This is a genomic window from Pseudomonas furukawaii (assembly GCF_002355475.1).
Taxonomy (GTDB): Bacteria; Pseudomonadota; Gammaproteobacteria; order Pseudomonadales; family Pseudomonadaceae; genus Metapseudomonas; species Metapseudomonas furukawaii.
Genome location: NZ_AP014862.1, coordinates 435,578 through 449,889, shown reverse-complemented (window position 1 = coordinate 449,889; position 14,312 = coordinate 435,578). Strand labels below are relative to the sequence as shown.

Annotated in this window: 12 protein-coding genes; 4 read left to right on the top strand and 8 right to left on the bottom strand. The window is 66.3% G+C overall.

Going from position 1 to position 14,312, the window contains the following annotated elements; genetic code table 11:
- Positions 1–1,251 (bottom strand): sarcosine oxidase subunit beta, encoded by a 1,251-nt coding sequence (locus KF707C_RS02030; RefSeq protein WP_003453791.1) that lies wholly within the window; start codon positions 1,249–1,251, stop codon positions 1–3.
- 15 nt (positions 1,252–1,266) lie between these two features.
- Complete coding sequence (glyA, locus tag KF707C_RS02025) at positions 1,267–2,520, bottom strand: serine hydroxymethyltransferase (protein WP_003453789.1); 1,254 nt, start codon at positions 2,518–2,520, stop codon at positions 1,267–1,269.
- Positions 2,521–2,933: 413 nt separating this feature from the next.
- On the opposite strand from glyA, the gene KF707C_RS02020 reads away from it, so the two are divergent.
- The gene (locus KF707C_RS02020) at positions 2,934–3,953 is read left to right on the top strand and encodes a GlxA family transcriptional regulator (protein WP_003453788.1); all 1,020 of its coding nucleotides are present in this window, start codon (positions 2,934–2,936) and stop codon (positions 3,951–3,953) included.
- An 88-nt stretch (positions 3,954–4,041) separates the two neighbouring features.
- On the opposite strand, the gene KF707C_RS02015 is transcribed toward KF707C_RS02020, so the two are convergent.
- From KF707C_RS02015 to KF707C_RS01995, 5 genes are all read right to left on the bottom strand, one after another.
- On the bottom strand, positions 4,042–5,436 hold the full coding sequence (locus KF707C_RS02015; protein ID WP_003453786.1) for a purine-cytosine permease family protein: 1,395 nt from the start codon (positions 5,434–5,436) through the stop codon (positions 4,042–4,044).
- Between the two features lie 87 nt (positions 5,437–5,523).
- On the bottom strand, positions 5,524–6,306 hold the full coding sequence (locus tag KF707C_RS02010; RefSeq protein WP_003453784.1) for a creatininase: 783 nt from the start codon (positions 6,304–6,306) through the stop codon (positions 5,524–5,526).
- Positions 6,307–6,422: 116 nt separating this feature from the next.
- On the bottom strand, positions 6,423–7,766 hold the full coding sequence (locus tag KF707C_RS02005; protein WP_003453780.1) for an MFS transporter: 1,344 nt from the start codon (positions 7,764–7,766) through the stop codon (positions 6,423–6,425).
- A 292-nt stretch (positions 7,767–8,058) separates the two neighbouring features.
- Positions 8,059–9,270, bottom strand: coding sequence for a M24 family metallopeptidase (locus KF707C_RS02000; RefSeq protein WP_003453777.1), 1,212 nt, complete (start codon positions 9,268–9,270; stop codon positions 8,059–8,061).
- Between the two features lie 402 nt (positions 9,271–9,672).
- Positions 9,673–10,677: a GlxA family transcriptional regulator gene (locus KF707C_RS01995; RefSeq protein ID WP_003453773.1), complete on the bottom strand. Its 1,005-nt coding sequence runs from the start codon at positions 10,675–10,677 to the stop codon at positions 9,673–9,675.
- 442 nt (positions 10,678–11,119) lie between these two features.
- On the opposite strand from KF707C_RS01995, the gene KF707C_RS01990 reads away from it, so the two are divergent.
- Positions 11,120–12,019, top strand: coding sequence for an alpha/beta fold hydrolase (locus KF707C_RS01990; protein ID WP_003453772.1), 900 nt, complete (start codon positions 11,120–11,122; stop codon positions 12,017–12,019).
- A gap of 1 nt (position 12,020) precedes the next feature.
- Positions 12,021–12,437, top strand: coding sequence for an acyl-CoA thioesterase (locus KF707C_RS01985; protein WP_003453769.1), 417 nt, complete (start codon positions 12,021–12,023; stop codon positions 12,435–12,437).
- A 104-nt stretch (positions 12,438–12,541) separates the two neighbouring features.
- Here KF707C_RS01985 and KF707C_RS01980 read toward each other — a convergent pair whose 3' ends face one another.
- Complete coding sequence (locus tag KF707C_RS01980; RefSeq protein ID WP_003453766.1) at positions 12,542–12,844, bottom strand: hypothetical protein; 303 nt, start codon at positions 12,842–12,844, stop codon at positions 12,542–12,544.
- 194 nt (positions 12,845–13,038) lie between these two features.
- Here KF707C_RS01980 and KF707C_RS01975 point away from each other — a divergent pair, with 194 nt between their 5' ends.
- Complete coding sequence (locus KF707C_RS01975) at positions 13,039–14,079, top strand: threonine aldolase family protein (protein WP_003453763.1); 1,041 nt, start codon at positions 13,039–13,041, stop codon at positions 14,077–14,079.
- The last annotated feature ends 233 nt before the right edge of the window (positions 14,080–14,312 follow it).

Genomic DNA, 14,312 nt, shown 5'->3' with positions numbered 1-14,312 from the left:
TTAGTGAGCCACGGCGGCGGCGCCGTGCTCGTCGATCAGTGCGCCGGTGTGGAAGCGGTCGATGGAGAAGGGCTTGGCCAGGGGATGCATCTCGCCACGGGCCAGGCTGGCGGCGAAGACATGACCCGAGCCGGGAGTGGCCTTGAAGCCGCCGGTGCCCCAGCCGCAGTTGAAGAAGAGGTTCTTCACCGGGGTCTTGGAGATGATCGGGCAGGCGTCCGGGGTGGTGTCCACGATGCCGCCCCACTGGCGGTTCATGCGCACCCGGGAAAGGATCGGGAACATCTCCACGATGGCCTGCAGGGTGTGCTCGATGGTGCCGTAGGAGCCGCGCTGGCCGTAGCCGTTGTAGCCGTCGATGCCGGCACCGATGACCAGGTCGCCCTTGTCGGACTGGCTGATGTAGCCATGCACGGCGTTGGACATGATCACGCTGTGGATGATCGGCTTGATCGGCTCGGACACCAGGGCCTGCAGCGGGTGGGATTCCAGCGGCAGGCGGAAGCCGGCCTGCTTGGCCATGTGGCCGGAGTTGCCGGCGGTGACCACGCCGACGCGCTTGGCGCCGATGAAGCCGCGATTCGTCTCGACACCGATGACCGCACCGTCCTGCTTGCGGAAGCCGAGCACTTCGGTGTTCTGCAGCAGGTCGACGCCCAGGGCGTCGGCGGCGCGGGCATAGCCCCAGGCCACGGCATCGTGGCGGGCGACGCCGCCGCGACGCTGCACGGTAGAGCCCATGATCGGGTAACGGGTGTTCTTGCTGCAGTCCAGGTAGGGAATCTCCTCCGCCACCTGCTTGGCGTCCAGCAGTTCGCCATCCACGCCGTTCAGGCGGTTGGCGTTCACGCGGCGCGCCGAGTCACGCATGTCCTGCAGGGTGTGGCACAGGTTGTACACGCCACGCTGGGAGAACATCACGTTGTAGTTCAGGTCATGGGACAGCCCTTCCCAGAGCTTCATGGCGTGCTCGTACAGCTGAGCCGCCTCGTCCCAGAGGTAGTTGGAGCGGACGATGGTGGTGTTGCGCGCGGTGTTGCCGCCGCCCAGCCAGCCCTTCTCCACCACCGCGACGTTCTTCACGCCGAACTCCTTGGCGAGGTAGTAGGCGGTGGCCAGGCCGTGGCCGCCGCCGCCGACGATGATCACGTCGTAGACCGGCTTCGGCGTTGGGTTGCGCCACATGCGTTGCCAGTTTTCGTGGTGGCTCAGGGAGTGCTTGAACAGGCCGAAGCCGGAATAACGTTGCATGTTCGGACTCCTGGATCAGCGGTAGACAGGGAAGTCGGCGCAAAGACCGGCGACCTGCTTGGCCACCTGGGCTTCGACGTCGGCATCGCCCAGGTGGTCGAGGATGTCGCAGATCCAGCCGGCGAGTTCGGTGGACTGGGACTCCTTGAAGCCACGGCTGGTGATGGCCGGGGTACCGATGCGCACGCCCGAGGTCACGAAGGGCGACTGCGGATCGTTGGGCACGGCGTTCTTGTTCACGGTGATGCCGGCGCGGCCGAGGGCGGCGTCGGCGTCCTTGCCGGTCAGGCCCTGCTTGATCAGGCTGACCAGGAACAGGTGGTTGTCGGTACCGCCGGAGACCACGTCATAGCCGCGATCGATGAACACCTTGGCCATGGCCTGGGCGTTCTTGATGACCTGGGCCTGGTATTCCTTGAAGCCGGGTTCCAGCGCTTCCTTGAAGCACACCGCCTTGGCGGCGATCACGTGCATCAGCGGGCCGCCCTGGGCGCCGGGGAATACGGCGGAGTTCAGCTTCTTCTCGATCTCGTCGTTCTTGCGCGCCAGGATCAGGCCACCGCGCGGGCCGCGCAGGGTCTTGTGGGTGGTGGTGGTGACCACGTCGGCGTAGGGCAGCGGGTTCGGGTACAGGCCGGCGGCCACCAGGCCGGCGACGTGGGCCATGTCGACGAACAGCAGGGCGCCCACCTTGTCGGCGATGGCGCGGAAGCGCGGGAAGTCGAGGGTCTTGGAGTAGGCGGAGAAGCCGGCGACGATCATATTCGGCTTGTGTTCGAGGGCCAGGCGCTCCACTTCGTCGTAGTCGATCAGGCCGGTGGCGGTGTCCAGGCCGTACTGCACGGCGTTGTACAGTTTGCCGGAAGACGACACCTTGGCGCCGTGGGTCAGGTGACCGCCGTGGGCCAGGCTCATGCCGAGGATGGTGTCGCCGGCGTTCAGCAGGGCGAGGTAGACGGCGCTGTTGGCCTGGGAGCCGGAGTGGGGCTGGACGTTGGCGTAGTCGGCGCCGAACAGCTGCTTGGCGCGGTCGATGGCCAACTGCTCCACCTTGTCGACGAACTCGCAGCCACCGTAGTAGCGCTTGCCCGGGTAGCCTTCGGCGTACTTGTTGGTCAGGCCGCTGCCCTGGGCCTCCATCACGCGCTTGCTGGTGTAGTTCTCGGAGGCGATCAGCTCGATGTGGTCTTCCTGACGGCGCTCCTCTTCCTGCATCGCACTGAACAGTTCGTCGTCGTAACCCTGGATCTGGTCTTGCTTGCTGAACATCGATGATCTCCCGCGACAGCCTGGTGTCGTCACTATTGTTTGGGAGGCTTTCGCCAGCCGGTGGGACCGGTCGGTTCCTGCCTGTTGCGGCCGATTGTGCGAAATAGCCCGACACCCCGTTTGCCTGTTTGCGACGTCAAAATGCCCAAACTGACCTGTCGGAAAAAGAAAAACGCGCCACCGGACCACCGCCCTCTCCGCCGCCGGATCGGACGCCGCGAAAACGCCCCGGAGAATAGGCACCGATAGCCCCGGAACGCCGCTGATAGTGGGCTGCAATGGGTGTAAGCTTGGGTTCGGCACCGGACGCCACCGGCACGCCGACGACAATAAGAAGACAGAGCTGCATTTCGACTTCTGCCTTATCCGCCTATACCCAAAAACGACAGTCGATGCAGTGGAGGAATAACCTAATGGCTGTTGCGACACCTGCGGCGCCGTCCGTCTCCCCCACCCCGGCCCCCTCCCGGGTCGCGGGGATCAAGACCTACGGCTTCCTGCTGATTCCCAACTTCACCACCATCGGCTTCGCCTCGGCGATCGAGACCCTGCGCATGGCCAACCTGGCCGCCAAGCGCACGCTGTTCAGGACCCTGCTGATCGCCGCCGACCACGGCCCGGTACAGGCCAGCAACGGCATGCGGGTGGTGCCGGATCACGACATCGAGGACGCCCCGCCCCTGGACGCCCTTTTCGTGGTGGGCTCCAACCCCATTCCCGCGCGTTACGACCGCCGCCTGCTGAACTGGGTGCGCCGGTTGTCCCAGCAGCACGTCGCCCTCGGCGGCATCTGCACCGGCAGCCACCTGCTGGCCAGCGCCGAACTGCTCAAGGGCTACCGCTGCACCGTTCACTGGGAAGACATCGAGCAACTGAAGGAGCGTTTTCCCGGCATCGTCATCTCCAACCAGTTGTTCGAGCTGGACCGTGACCGCTACACCTGCTCGGGTGGCACCGCGTCCCTGGACATGACCCTGCAACTGATCGCCCGCGAACCCGGTGGCGTGGAGATCGCCACCCAGGCCGCCGAACTGCTGCTCTGCGACCGCATGCGCGGCGCCCGCGAACAGCAGCGCATCCCGCTGCGCCAGCGGCTCGGCCATGCCCAGCCCAAGCTGAGCCAGATCGTCGCCATCATGGAAGCCAACCTGGAAGAGCCCCTGGAGCTGGAGGAGCTGGCCCAGCTCAACGAGGTGTCGGTGCGCCAGCTGGAACGGCTGTTCCACAAGTACCTGGACCGGACCCCCAGCCAGTACTACCTGGAGCTGCGGCTGAATCGCGCCCGCGACCTGCTGCTGCGCAGCGAGTCCCAGGTGCGGGACATCGCCCTGGCCTGCGGCTTCGCCTCGCCGGCGCATTTCTCCAAGTGCTACAGCCGCTTCTTCGGCCACTCGCCACGGGGCGAGCGCAAGCAGAGTCCGTTGCACGATTAGACCGGCGGCCCTGGCCATCGCCGGGGCGCCGCAAACAAAAACGCCGCCCTCCTCTCGGGGGCGGCGTTCCTGTCATTGCCGTCGTGTTTCAGGCGTCCCGCTCAAGCCCGCTGTCCAGCGCCGCCACCGGCTTCTTTGCCAGCAGCCAGTAGGCCAGGCCGGATACCAGGATCGCCGGGAAGCTCGCGGTGATCTGCTCCGCCACGTCCTTGAAGACATGGGCCAGTACGAAGTAGACGAGGAAACCCAGTACCAGGGCCGCGATGCCGGCCGGGTTCCATCCGTTGGCGCCGTAGTAGGCCCCCGCGGACTCGGCGAACAGGTCACGGTCGCTGATGCGCGCGCCCCGGATGCAGAAGTAGTCCACCAGGATGATGGTCCAGAGGGGGATGAACAGCCCGCCGATCACGCCCAGGAAGGTCTCGAAGTAGTGCAGGAAGGAATCGAAGCCCATGGGCACGAAGCACAAGCCCAGTTGCAGCACCACGATGATCGCCAGGGCCTTCTTCGGCGTCAGGCCCTTGAAGGCGCCCAGCAGCCCCATCCCCGAACCGTAGAGCACGGTCACGTTGGTGCTGACGGTGGCGAAGATCAGCACCAGGAAGGACACCAGGCCAAGGCCCAGGGTGGCCAGGGTGGAACTCGGGTCGGAGTTGTTCGGGTCGATGTTGCCGGTCTGCAGCGCCACGCCGATGGTGCCGATGGCGCCGATCAGCATGAACCAGCCCTGGCCCACGTTCAGCCCCAGCCAACTGCCGAGGGTGGCCGCCTTGCCGGTCCGGGAGAAGCGGGAGAAGTCCGCGACCTGGGCCCAGGTCCAGGAGAAGCCGAAGGCCAGGTCGATGTAGAAGGCCACCGAGTGGGCGGGATTCTCCACCCGGAAGGCCATCAGGTCGGACAGGTTCCACTGCGACAGCACGATGTAGCTGACCCAGCCCCCCAGCACCAGCAGCAGCACGCCGGCGACACGCTCCAGGTAGCGGATCGCCTCATGCCCCAGGAAGGTGATGATGCCCTGGGCCACGGCGGTGAGCAGGATGCCCAGCACCATGGGCCAGGTGGACCCCGGCTGGCCGAATACCGGCCAGCCGAAGGCCGCGCCGAACACATGGCTGAGGGAGATGGCGGCGATGAAGCTGTTCACGCTGGGCCAGCCGATCAGCACCAGGAACTGGGCGACGCCGGTGAGGCGTGAGCCCTTGGTGCCGAGGGACGGGCGCGCCACCACGGCGGTGCTGGCGCCGTAGCGGTAGCCGATGTAGGCCACCGCCGCCCAGGGAATCATCATCAGCGGCAGCCAGAGCAGGCTGTACTGCAGGACGAAGACCATGCCCAGGGAGGCGGCCATGCCGCCGAAGAACCAGGAGCCGGTGTTGATGCCCGAACCGAACCAGGTCCAGACCGTGTCGGCGAAGCCGTAGCTGCGCTCTTCCGGCTTGATCTGGCTGAGCCCGTATTCTTTGTGCGCGTCTGAATTCGACATAGCTGAAACTTCCTCGCAGGCGCCAGGGCGCCGCTCTTGTAGGTATTGAAGTCGCTTGTTCGGTGTTCGCTTCGACGCAATGCCGTGTCAGGACGACGGAAACTCCGTGCCGATGGCCTCGGCGATGCCCTGGACGCAGACCTCGAGGATCAGCTCGCCCTTCTCCCGGCTGGCCGTCTTCGCCGACGACAGGGTCCCCGGTGCCGGCGTGCGCGCCGGGTCCACCGGGAACACGTCATAGGGCGGGAAGGTCGCGGGCGGGTGATCGACGACGCGGTCCAGGTCCACCAGGTCCGGGTAGAGGGCGAGCATCAGGGAGGTCTCGAAGACGCCGCCATGCTCGATGTCCCAACCGAGGAAACCTTCCGGATAGAGCTGCTGGATCACCGCCGGGTCCTTGACGAAGTCCCAGTAGGACAGCACCACCACCTTGAAGTCGTGGATGCCGGCGTAGCGCAGCTCCCGCAGCGCCAGGTCGATACCCTCGACGATGAACATGGAGTTCTCGTAGTGGCCGTTCATCAGCACCAGCCGACGCACGCCATGGCGCGCCAGCTCGCGGATGATGTCCTGCACCGTACCGGTGAGGGTGGCGCCGTCCAGGCTCGTGGTTCCGGGGAAGTGGTTGCCGCCGCCGGACTTCTGCTGGGACTTGTAGCCGTACTGCAGCCCCGGCAGCACCAGCGCGCCGATGCGCTCGGCGACCCGCTGGCAGACCGCCGTGGGCAAGAGGACATCCACGTTCATGCACATGTGGTGGCCGTGCTGCTCCAGGGCGCCGACCGGCAGCATCAGCACAGCGTCGCCGGAGGCGACACGGGCCTCGTACTCCTTCCAGGTCAGCTCTCCCACGAAAACGCTCTTGCTCATCGACGGTTCTCCAGAATCCAGGCACCAGGCGGTCTTCCGCTTGTGGCATTGCATCAGAAGTTGAACAGTGAAACTTGTACGGATCCGACCCGAAGTTGGCAGGATCACAGGGCCGGTCAGTCGTCCGCCAAGGCTCGGTTCGCGGTCTCGCGCACCGCCAGCATGGCCAGCAGCGCCACCACCGCGGCCGCCACCAGCATCCAGGCCGGCGCCAGCTTGTCGCCGGTCTCGGCGATCAGCCAGGTGGCGAGGAAAGGCGCGGTACCGCCGAACAGGGCATTGGCGGTGTTGAAGCTGAAGGCGAAGCCGCTGTAGCGCACCCGGGTGGGGAAGATCTCGGCGAGGAAGCACGGCAGGGTGCCGTCGTTCATCGCCAGCATCAGGCCGAAGGCGATCTGGATCAGCAGGATCATGGCGAATCCCTGGCCGTCCAGCAGGCCGAACAGCGGCACCGTCGCGCCGACGAACAGCAGCGAGGCGAGCACCAGCATGGTCTTGCGGCCGAAGCGGTCCGACAGCTTGCCCATCAGGAAGATGAAGCCGATGTAGGTGGCGAGCGACACCGTGGACGCCAGGAAGGAGTCCGTCTCCGTCATCCCCATCTCGGCGGAGAGGTAGGTGGGCATGTAGCTGAGGATCAGGTAGAAGGCCACCGCGTTGAGGCAGGTGACGCCGATGGCCACCAGTACGCGCGCGCGCTGCGCACCCATCAGCTCGCGGATCGGCACACTGTGGTCGCCGGCCTTGCGCTCAAGGGCCTGCTCCATCTCGCGGAACTTCGGCGTGTCCTGCAGGTGCAGGCGGATGTAGCGACCGATCAGTCCCAGCGGCGCCGCCAGCAGGAAGGGAATGCGCCAGCCCCATTCGTGCAGCTGCTCGCTGTCCAGTTGCGAGTAGAGCAATGCGGCGAAGAGCGAGCCGAACAGCAGGCCCGCCGCGGTGCTGGCCGGCACCAGGCTGGTGTAGAAGCCGCGCTTGTCGTCCGGCGCGTACTCCGCCAGGAAGGCGGCGGCGCCCGCGTACTCGCCGGATGCCGAGAAGCCCTGCACCAGCCTGATCAGCAGCAGCAACAGCGGCGCCAGCATGCCCACCTGGGCATAGGTGGGCAGCAGCGCGATGCAGAAGGTGGCGCCCGACATGATGAGGATGGACAGGGACAGGGCGTTGCGCCGGCCGTAGCGGTCGCCGATATGGCCCCAGACGATGCCGCCGATGGGGCGGATGATGAAGGAGATGGCGAAGACCGCGAAGGTGGCCAGCAGGCCGGTGGTCTTGTCGGTGGCGGGGAAGAAGACAACGGCGATGACCGCTGCCAGATAGCCGTAGGCGGCATAGTCGAACCATTCGACGAAGTTGCCCATGAAGCTGGCGGTGGCCGCACGGCGGAGGGTGCTGCGTTCGCTGGCGGCCGTCTGGCTGCCGGCCTGGCCATAGGCCAGGGTCTGGTTGGACAGGCTCATTGGGCACCTCCTTCAGAGAGGGGTTGCACCGGTATGCCTGGAGTATGGACGGGAGCGCCCCGACCGTCGTTGAAACACACACTGTCGGCCGCTCCCCGAAGGAGCGTCCCTGAAACAAACCTGACCATCGCCTGTACCTCTGTTGTTATGTCGTGATGTTCGGCAGCGGGTAGTCAAAGCTCGGCGCGTGCGCGGGGTCTGGCCCCGTGAATGCCGCGCGTCGGTTCTTGTTGTGGGGTGAAGCGGGCCACGGCCCGCGCAGGTGGTCGGCGCTGCGCGGGCGTGGGTTCGGTCATTTGCGGATGATGTTTTTCTCCGGTCCGTAGGGGAACTTGGTGATGTTCTCGGCGCCGTTCTCGTTGACGATGAGAATGTCGTGCTCGCGGTAGCCACCGGCGCCCGGCAGGCCTTCCGGCAGCATGATCATCGGCTCCATGGACACCACCATGCCCGGCTCCAGCACGGTGTCGATGTCCTCGCGCAGCTCCAGGCCCGCCTCGCGGCCGTAGTAGTGGCTCAGGGTGCCGAAGGAGTGGCCGTAGCCGAAGGTGCGGTATTGCAGCAGGTCGTGCTTGAGGAAGATTTCGTTCAGCTCGCGGGCGATGTCGCTGCAGCGCGCGCCGGGCTTGATCAGCCTGAGGCCGGCCTCGTGTACCTCGACGTTGACCTGCCACAGGCGCAGGTGGTCGTCGGAGCAGTGGTCGAGGAACAGGGTGCGCTCGAGGGCGGTGTAGTAGCCGGCGATCATCGGGAAGCAGTTCAGGCTGAGGATGTCGCCCTTGTTCACCTTGCGGGTGGTCACCGGGTTGTGGGCGCCGTCGGTGTTGATGCCGGACTGGAACCAGGTCCAGGTGTCCATCAGCTCCACGTCCTCGAAGGTGTCGGCGATGGCGCGGACCATGGCCTGGGTGGCGTGCAGGGCCACCTCGTACTCCGGCACCTGGTCACGCAGGGCCTCCACCACCGCCGCCCCGCCGATGTCGGCGATGCGCGCGCCGTGGCGGATCATCACGTGCTCCTCGGCGGACTTGATCATGCGCATGCGCATGCAGGCGGCGGCCACGTCCACCAGCTCGGCCTCGGGGTAGCGGGCAGCCAGCTTGTCGCGGTTCTGCAGGTTCAGGTGGTCGGCCTCGATGCCGATGCGGCGGGCCTTGGGCAGGGCCTGCTGGATGGCGACGAAGTAGTTGTCGCGCTGCCAGTCGGTGTAGACGATGTTGTCGGTGCCGACGGTGCGGCGCCAGGGCTGGCCGCCGTCGATGTTGGCGCTGATGCTGATGACGTCGTCCTGGGTCACCACCAGGGCGTAGGGACGACCGAAGGAGCAGTAGAGGAAGTCCGAGTAGTAGTTGATGTTGTGGTAGGAGGTGAAGACCGCAGCATCGATGTTCTCGGCCGCCAGATGGGCGCGGAGCCTGGCCTGGCGGTTGGCGTATTCCTGTGCGGAGAAGGTGGAGCGGACCTTGTCGCCGTTACGGATGCGGAGCGTCTTGGGCATTTGCATGGCGGTAACCCTTGTTGTTTTCACGGATTCGGCGCACCGGACTGGTGGGCCGTTGGATCGCATTGCAACAGAAGGCCCAGGCGATTTTTTGTACGTATCCGACCCCAAGTTGGTCAGATCCGCAGGGGGGCAGCTCGCGCAGATCGGTGTGCTTTCGTGGGGGCGAATTCATTCGCGAAGGGCAGCGAAGCTGCCCCCAGAGATCCCCGCCACCAACTGGCCCGGGCTACCGACTGAGGCACGAAGCCCGACACGGCGGCGTTCGCCAGGGCGTTGGGCCGCGCTTCGCCTGGCGCCAACCTACGGCTCAGATGGCGGATGGGTTATCCGTGAAGAACCAAAAAAAACGGGCCCGGTCCGTGCTGCCAGGCACGGGCGGGCCCGAAGTGGTGCCAAGGGAATTCAGTGCATGGCGGCCTGGCAGCGTTGCGGCTTGTCGAGCCGCTCGTTGCTGGGCGCAATGCCGAAGTGCTCTCGGTAGCACTTGGAGAAGTTCTGCGCCGAGAGGAAGCCGCAGCCCAGGGCCACCTGCACCACCGGCAGGGGCGTCTGGCGCAGCAGCTGGCGCGCCCTGAGCAGGCGCAGCTTGAGGTAGTAGCGCGACGGCGAGCAGCGCAGGTACTTCTGGAACAGCCGCTCCAGCTGCCGGCGCGACAGTTCGACGAAGCTGGCCAGGTCATCCAGGTCGATGGGCTCCTCCAGGTTGGCCTCCATCAGGGCGATGACCTCCTGCAACCGGGGATGGGCGCTGGCCAGGGCGTCCCTGAGGGTCAGGCGCGGGGGCGCGGGATCGCTGCGCAGCTGGCCGAATGTCAGGGTCTCGCTGATGGCCCCGAGGAGGGCCGGGCCCTGATTGCGGCCGATGAGCTGGAGCATGAGTTCGAGGGCCGCGCTGCCGCCGACGGCGGTGTAGCGGTCCCGGTCGAGCACATAGGGCTGCGGGCTCAGGGCGATCCCGGGGAAGCGTTCCCGCAGGTCGACCCGGCAACTCCAGGCCGGGCTGCACTCATAGCCCTGGAGCAGGCCGGCCTCGGCCAGCGGCCAGCTGGCCGAGCCCAGCGCCCCCAGGTGGACACCGCTCTCCGCCAGCGACCGCAGCCGCGCGAGTAACGCCGGATCGCTCAGGGTACCGGGACCGTCGCCACCGCAGAGGATCAGCACGTCCGGCACCGCCCCGTCGTCCAGCCGCCCTTCCGGCGAGACCTGCATCTGATTGGCGGCGCGCACCGGGGTGCCATCGAGGGTCAGGGTGCGCCAGCGATAGAGGCCCCGTCCGGACAACTGGTTGGCCAGGCGAAGGGGCTCCAGGGCGCCGGCCAGGGCGATCAGGCTGAAGTCCTCCAGCAGCAGGAAGCCGATGGACTCGAGGGCCGGGCGGGTGGGCGGCAGGGGCGTGTAGGCGGTCATGAGCGTGCCTCGGCGGGGATCGTGGGAGCGCGTTGTGCAGGATTTTCCCGATCCGCCCGGGCAAAAATCTGTCCGAATCCGACCCATAGATGCACCGGGACACCGCCCTTCCCCACAGAAAACGGGGATCAAGCTGTGGATAAGCTGTAGAGCCCCACGCCAACCCCAGGCGCGGCGCCACCTGCCGCGTAGCGGTCACTTCCTGAGCACTTTCAGCCACTTGCCACGGCGCTATCCCCGAATTCTGTGCAGGGGCCTGTGGATAAGGTGTGGGTTCCGGCCTGCGCATGGCCAGGCGGCGAGGCTTTCGCCTGACCGAACAATAAATAGCCAAATTAAACATTCAATTAAATTTTGTAACCCCTCTCGGAGAGCGTTTCCACCGGCTGCTATAAATCAGCCGCTCAAATCATGACCAGTTCCCGGAACACGACTCGCTGCCATGACACGCCCCCCTGCCGACCCACGACGCCTGCGCCTGCCCGGCGGCCGCACCCTCGCCTACCAATGCTACGGCGCCGCCGATGGCAGGCCGCTCTACTACTTCCATGGATTTCCCGGCAGCCGCCTCCAGGCCGCGTTGCATGACGAAGAAGCCAGGGCCGCCGGCGTGCTGCTGGTGGCGGCGGAGCGGCCAGGTTTCGGCCATTCCGACTTCCAGCCCGGACGCACCCTGCTCGGCTGGGCCGAGGACATGGGTTTTCTGGCCGACACCCTGGGCCATGGCCGTTTCGGGGTGCTCGGCGTGTCCTGCGGCGGTCCCTACGCCCTGGCCTGCGCCTACCGACTTGGCGAGCGCCTGGACTACGTGGGCTTGCTGGCGGGCATGGGGCCGATGGATATCCCAGCCCTGCGCCAGACCCAGTTGCCGGCGCTGAAGCTGATGTTCGGCCTGGCGCGCCGTCATCCCTGCCTGGCCAGCCCGATGCTGGCCCTGGACCGGCTGCTGTTCAGGGCCTCTCCGCTGCGGGCCGTGAAGGCCCTGGGCAAGCTGCTGGCGGAACCGGACCGGCAACTGCTGGCCAGCGACCCAGCCTTGGCGGAGGGCTTCTCGCGCTTCCTCGCGGAAGCCTATCGACAGGGAATCCGGGGCGCCTGCAGCGAAGCGGCGCTGATCGCCTCGCCGAGGGGCTTCGAGCCCGAGACCATTCGCGTGCCGGTCCATCTCTACCAGAGCGGACAGGACCGCCACGTCCCCGAAGCCATGGCGCTCCACCTGCAGTCACGCCTGCCCCGCTCCCACCTTCGCCGGTATCCCGAGGAGGGGCACCTGTCCATCGTCATCCGCCAGTTCCGTCAGGTACTGGCGGACTTTCAGAGCAGCAACCGAGAGGCCAACTGAGATGACCGATACCCTGACCTACCGTGGCGCCGTCTACCCCTGGCACTGCGATCACATGGGCCACATGAACGTGATGTGGTACGTGGGCAAGTTCGACGAGGCCACCTGGCAACTGTTCAGCCTGCTGGGCCTGGCGCCGTCACGCCTGCGGGCCGACGACGCCGGCATGGCGGCGGTGGAACAGCAGATCGAGTACCGCCGTGAACTGCATGCGGGCGATGTGGTGTCCATTCACTCCCGGGTGCTGGAGATCAGGGACAAGTCCATCCGTTTCCACCACGAGATGCGCAACGACGAGACCGGCGAGATCGCCGCGGTCACCACCCTGGTGGGCGTACACCTGGACACCCGCGCCCGCCGCGCACGGGCCTTTCCCGCCGATGTCCGCGAACGGGCCCTGGCCTGGCAGGGAAACTGAGCCGCCTTACCCCCAGGATCCGTGGATCGACCTGTGGACAAGCTGTGCAGGCCGGTCCCCAGCCCCCGCCACTCCTGGGCCGGAGCCGGTCGATCAGATTCCGATCAGCCGTTGAGCTGGCTCAGGCATGCCTGGGAGACCTTCACCAGGCGCTGGTGCGTCGCCTCGGGCAGGGGCGTTTTCTGCACCTTGAGCGCATCGAGTTCGGCGGCGCTGAACTCGGCAGCCACCTTGTCGGCGGCGCAGCCGCAGTAACGCTGCAGCTTGTCGGCGGGGACGCTGGCCTGGGCACTGGTCTTGCACTCCTGGACGAAGTGGTCGCGGTCGCCGGGCGACCAGTCGGCGGCGACGGCGGGCAGACTGGCCAGCAGCGGCAGGCAGAGAACGAGCAGGCTGGGATGACGCATGGGAGTTCCTCCTTGCGGATGGGATCACGCACTTCTGTTCTGAGGGGCGGGAGCACCAACGAGTTCCCTTCTTTCGCCCAGGTGCCCTGGACGGAAAAGGATGTCGCCTCGAGCGAATCCCGCGCGTCCAAGCTGGCGTAAAGTGAGCCCCCATACGCCTGTGCCTGCAGGCGAACGGACAGAAGGACCAGGACATGACCGACCAGACCCAGCAATTCGCCAGCGACAACTACTCCGGCATCTGCCCGGAGGCCTGGCACGCCATGGCCGAGGCCAATCGCGGCCATGAACGCGCCTATGGCGACGACCAGTGGACGGCCCGCGCCGCCGACCATTTCCGCCAATTGTTCGAAACCGATTGCGAAGTCTTCTTCGCCTTCAATGGCACCGCCGCCAACTCCCTGGCCCTGGCCTCCCTGTGCCAGAGCTACCACAGCGTGATCTGTTCCGAGACCGCCCACGTCGAGACCGACGAGTGCGGCGCGCCGGAATTCTTCTCCAACGGCTCCAAGCTGCTGCTGGCCAAGACGGTCGACGGCAAGCTGACCCCCGAGGCCATTCGCGAGATCGCCCTCAAGCGCCAGGACATCCACTACCCGAAACCCCGGGTGGTGACCCTGACCCAGGCCACCGAGGTCGGTACCGTCTACCGTCCCGATGAAGTCCGCGCCATCAGCCGGGTGTGCAAGGAACTGGGCCTGAACCTGCACATGGACGGCGCGCGCTTCTCCAACGCCTGTGCCTTCCTCGGCTGCACACCGGCGGAGCTGACCTGGAAGGCCGGCGTGGATGTGCTCTGCTTCGGCGGCACCAAGAACGGCATGGCGGTGGGCGAAGCCATCCTGTTCTTCAAGCGCGAGCTGGCGGAAGACTTCGACTACCGCTGCAAGCAGGCCGGCCAACTGGCCTCGAAGATGCGCTTCCTCGCCGCCCCCTGGGTGGGCCTGCTGCAGGACGGCGCCTGGTTGAACTACGGCCGCCACGCCAACGCCTGCGCCCAATTGCTGGCGGAGCTGGTGGCCGACGTGCCCGGCGTGAGCCTGATGTTCCCGGTGGAGGCCAACGGGGTCTTCCTGCAGATGTCGGAGCCTGCGCTGGAGTACCTGCGCAACCGGGGCTGGCGGTTCTACACCTTCATCGGTGCCGGCGGCGCCCGCTTCATGTGCTCCTGGGACACCGAGCTGGACCGGGTGCGGGAACTGGCGGCGGATATCCGCGCGGCGATGGCGGCCTGATTCGCCTGTCACTCGAGTTCACCCTCCTCGGCCCCTCGACGAGAGGCCTGGGAGGGCATCCACACCCTGCTCTTGGGCTTCCCGCCCGCCTTACCCCCGTTTTCCGTGGACCAACCTGTGGACAAACTGTAGAGCCACCGCTGCAGGCCGCGCCGCTCCTGGCCTTTCGAGACATGGATATTTTCTGATCTATTTCAATGACTTGCCATTTCTTCCACACAGATTCTGTGCAG

What these genes read in the sequence shown, in the direction of transcription:
- KF707C_RS02030 (WP_003453791.1), bottom strand. Translation starts at nt 1,251, where the DNA reads ATGCAACGTTATTCCGGCTTCGGCCTGTTCAAGCACTCCCTGAGCCAC.
- glyA (WP_003453789.1), bottom strand. Translation starts at nt 2,520, where the DNA reads ATGTTCAGCAAGCAAGACCAGATCCAGGGTTACGACGACGAACTGTTC.
- KF707C_RS02020 (WP_003453788.1), top strand. Translation starts at nt 2,934, where the DNA reads ATGGCTGTTGCGACACCTGCGGCGCCGTCCGTCTCCCCCACCCCGGCC.
- KF707C_RS02015 (WP_003453786.1), bottom strand. Translation starts at nt 5,436, where the DNA reads ATGTCGAATTCAGACGCGCACAAAGAATACGGGCTCAGCCAGATCAAG.
- KF707C_RS02010 (WP_003453784.1), bottom strand. Translation starts at nt 6,306, where the DNA reads ATGAGCAAGAGCGTTTTCGTGGGAGAGCTGACCTGGAAGGAGTACGAG.
- KF707C_RS02005 (WP_003453780.1), bottom strand. Translation starts at nt 7,766, where the DNA reads ATGAGCCTGTCCAACCAGACCCTGGCCTATGGCCAGGCCGGCAGCCAG.
- KF707C_RS02000 (WP_003453777.1), bottom strand. Translation starts at nt 9,270, where the DNA reads ATGCAAATGCCCAAGACGCTCCGCATCCGTAACGGCGACAAGGTCCGC.
- KF707C_RS01995 (WP_003453773.1), bottom strand. Translation starts at nt 10,677, where the DNA reads ATGACCGCCTACACGCCCCTGCCGCCCACCCGCCCGGCCCTCGAGTCC.
- KF707C_RS01990 (WP_003453772.1), top strand. Translation starts at nt 11,120, where the DNA reads ATGACACGCCCCCCTGCCGACCCACGACGCCTGCGCCTGCCCGGCGGC.
- KF707C_RS01985 (WP_003453769.1), top strand. Translation starts at nt 12,021, where the DNA reads ATGACCGATACCCTGACCTACCGTGGCGCCGTCTACCCCTGGCACTGC.
- KF707C_RS01980 (WP_003453766.1), bottom strand. Translation starts at nt 12,844, where the DNA reads ATGCGTCATCCCAGCCTGCTCGTTCTCTGCCTGCCGCTGCTGGCCAGT.
- KF707C_RS01975 (WP_003453763.1), top strand. Translation starts at nt 13,039, where the DNA reads ATGACCGACCAGACCCAGCAATTCGCCAGCGACAACTACTCCGGCATC.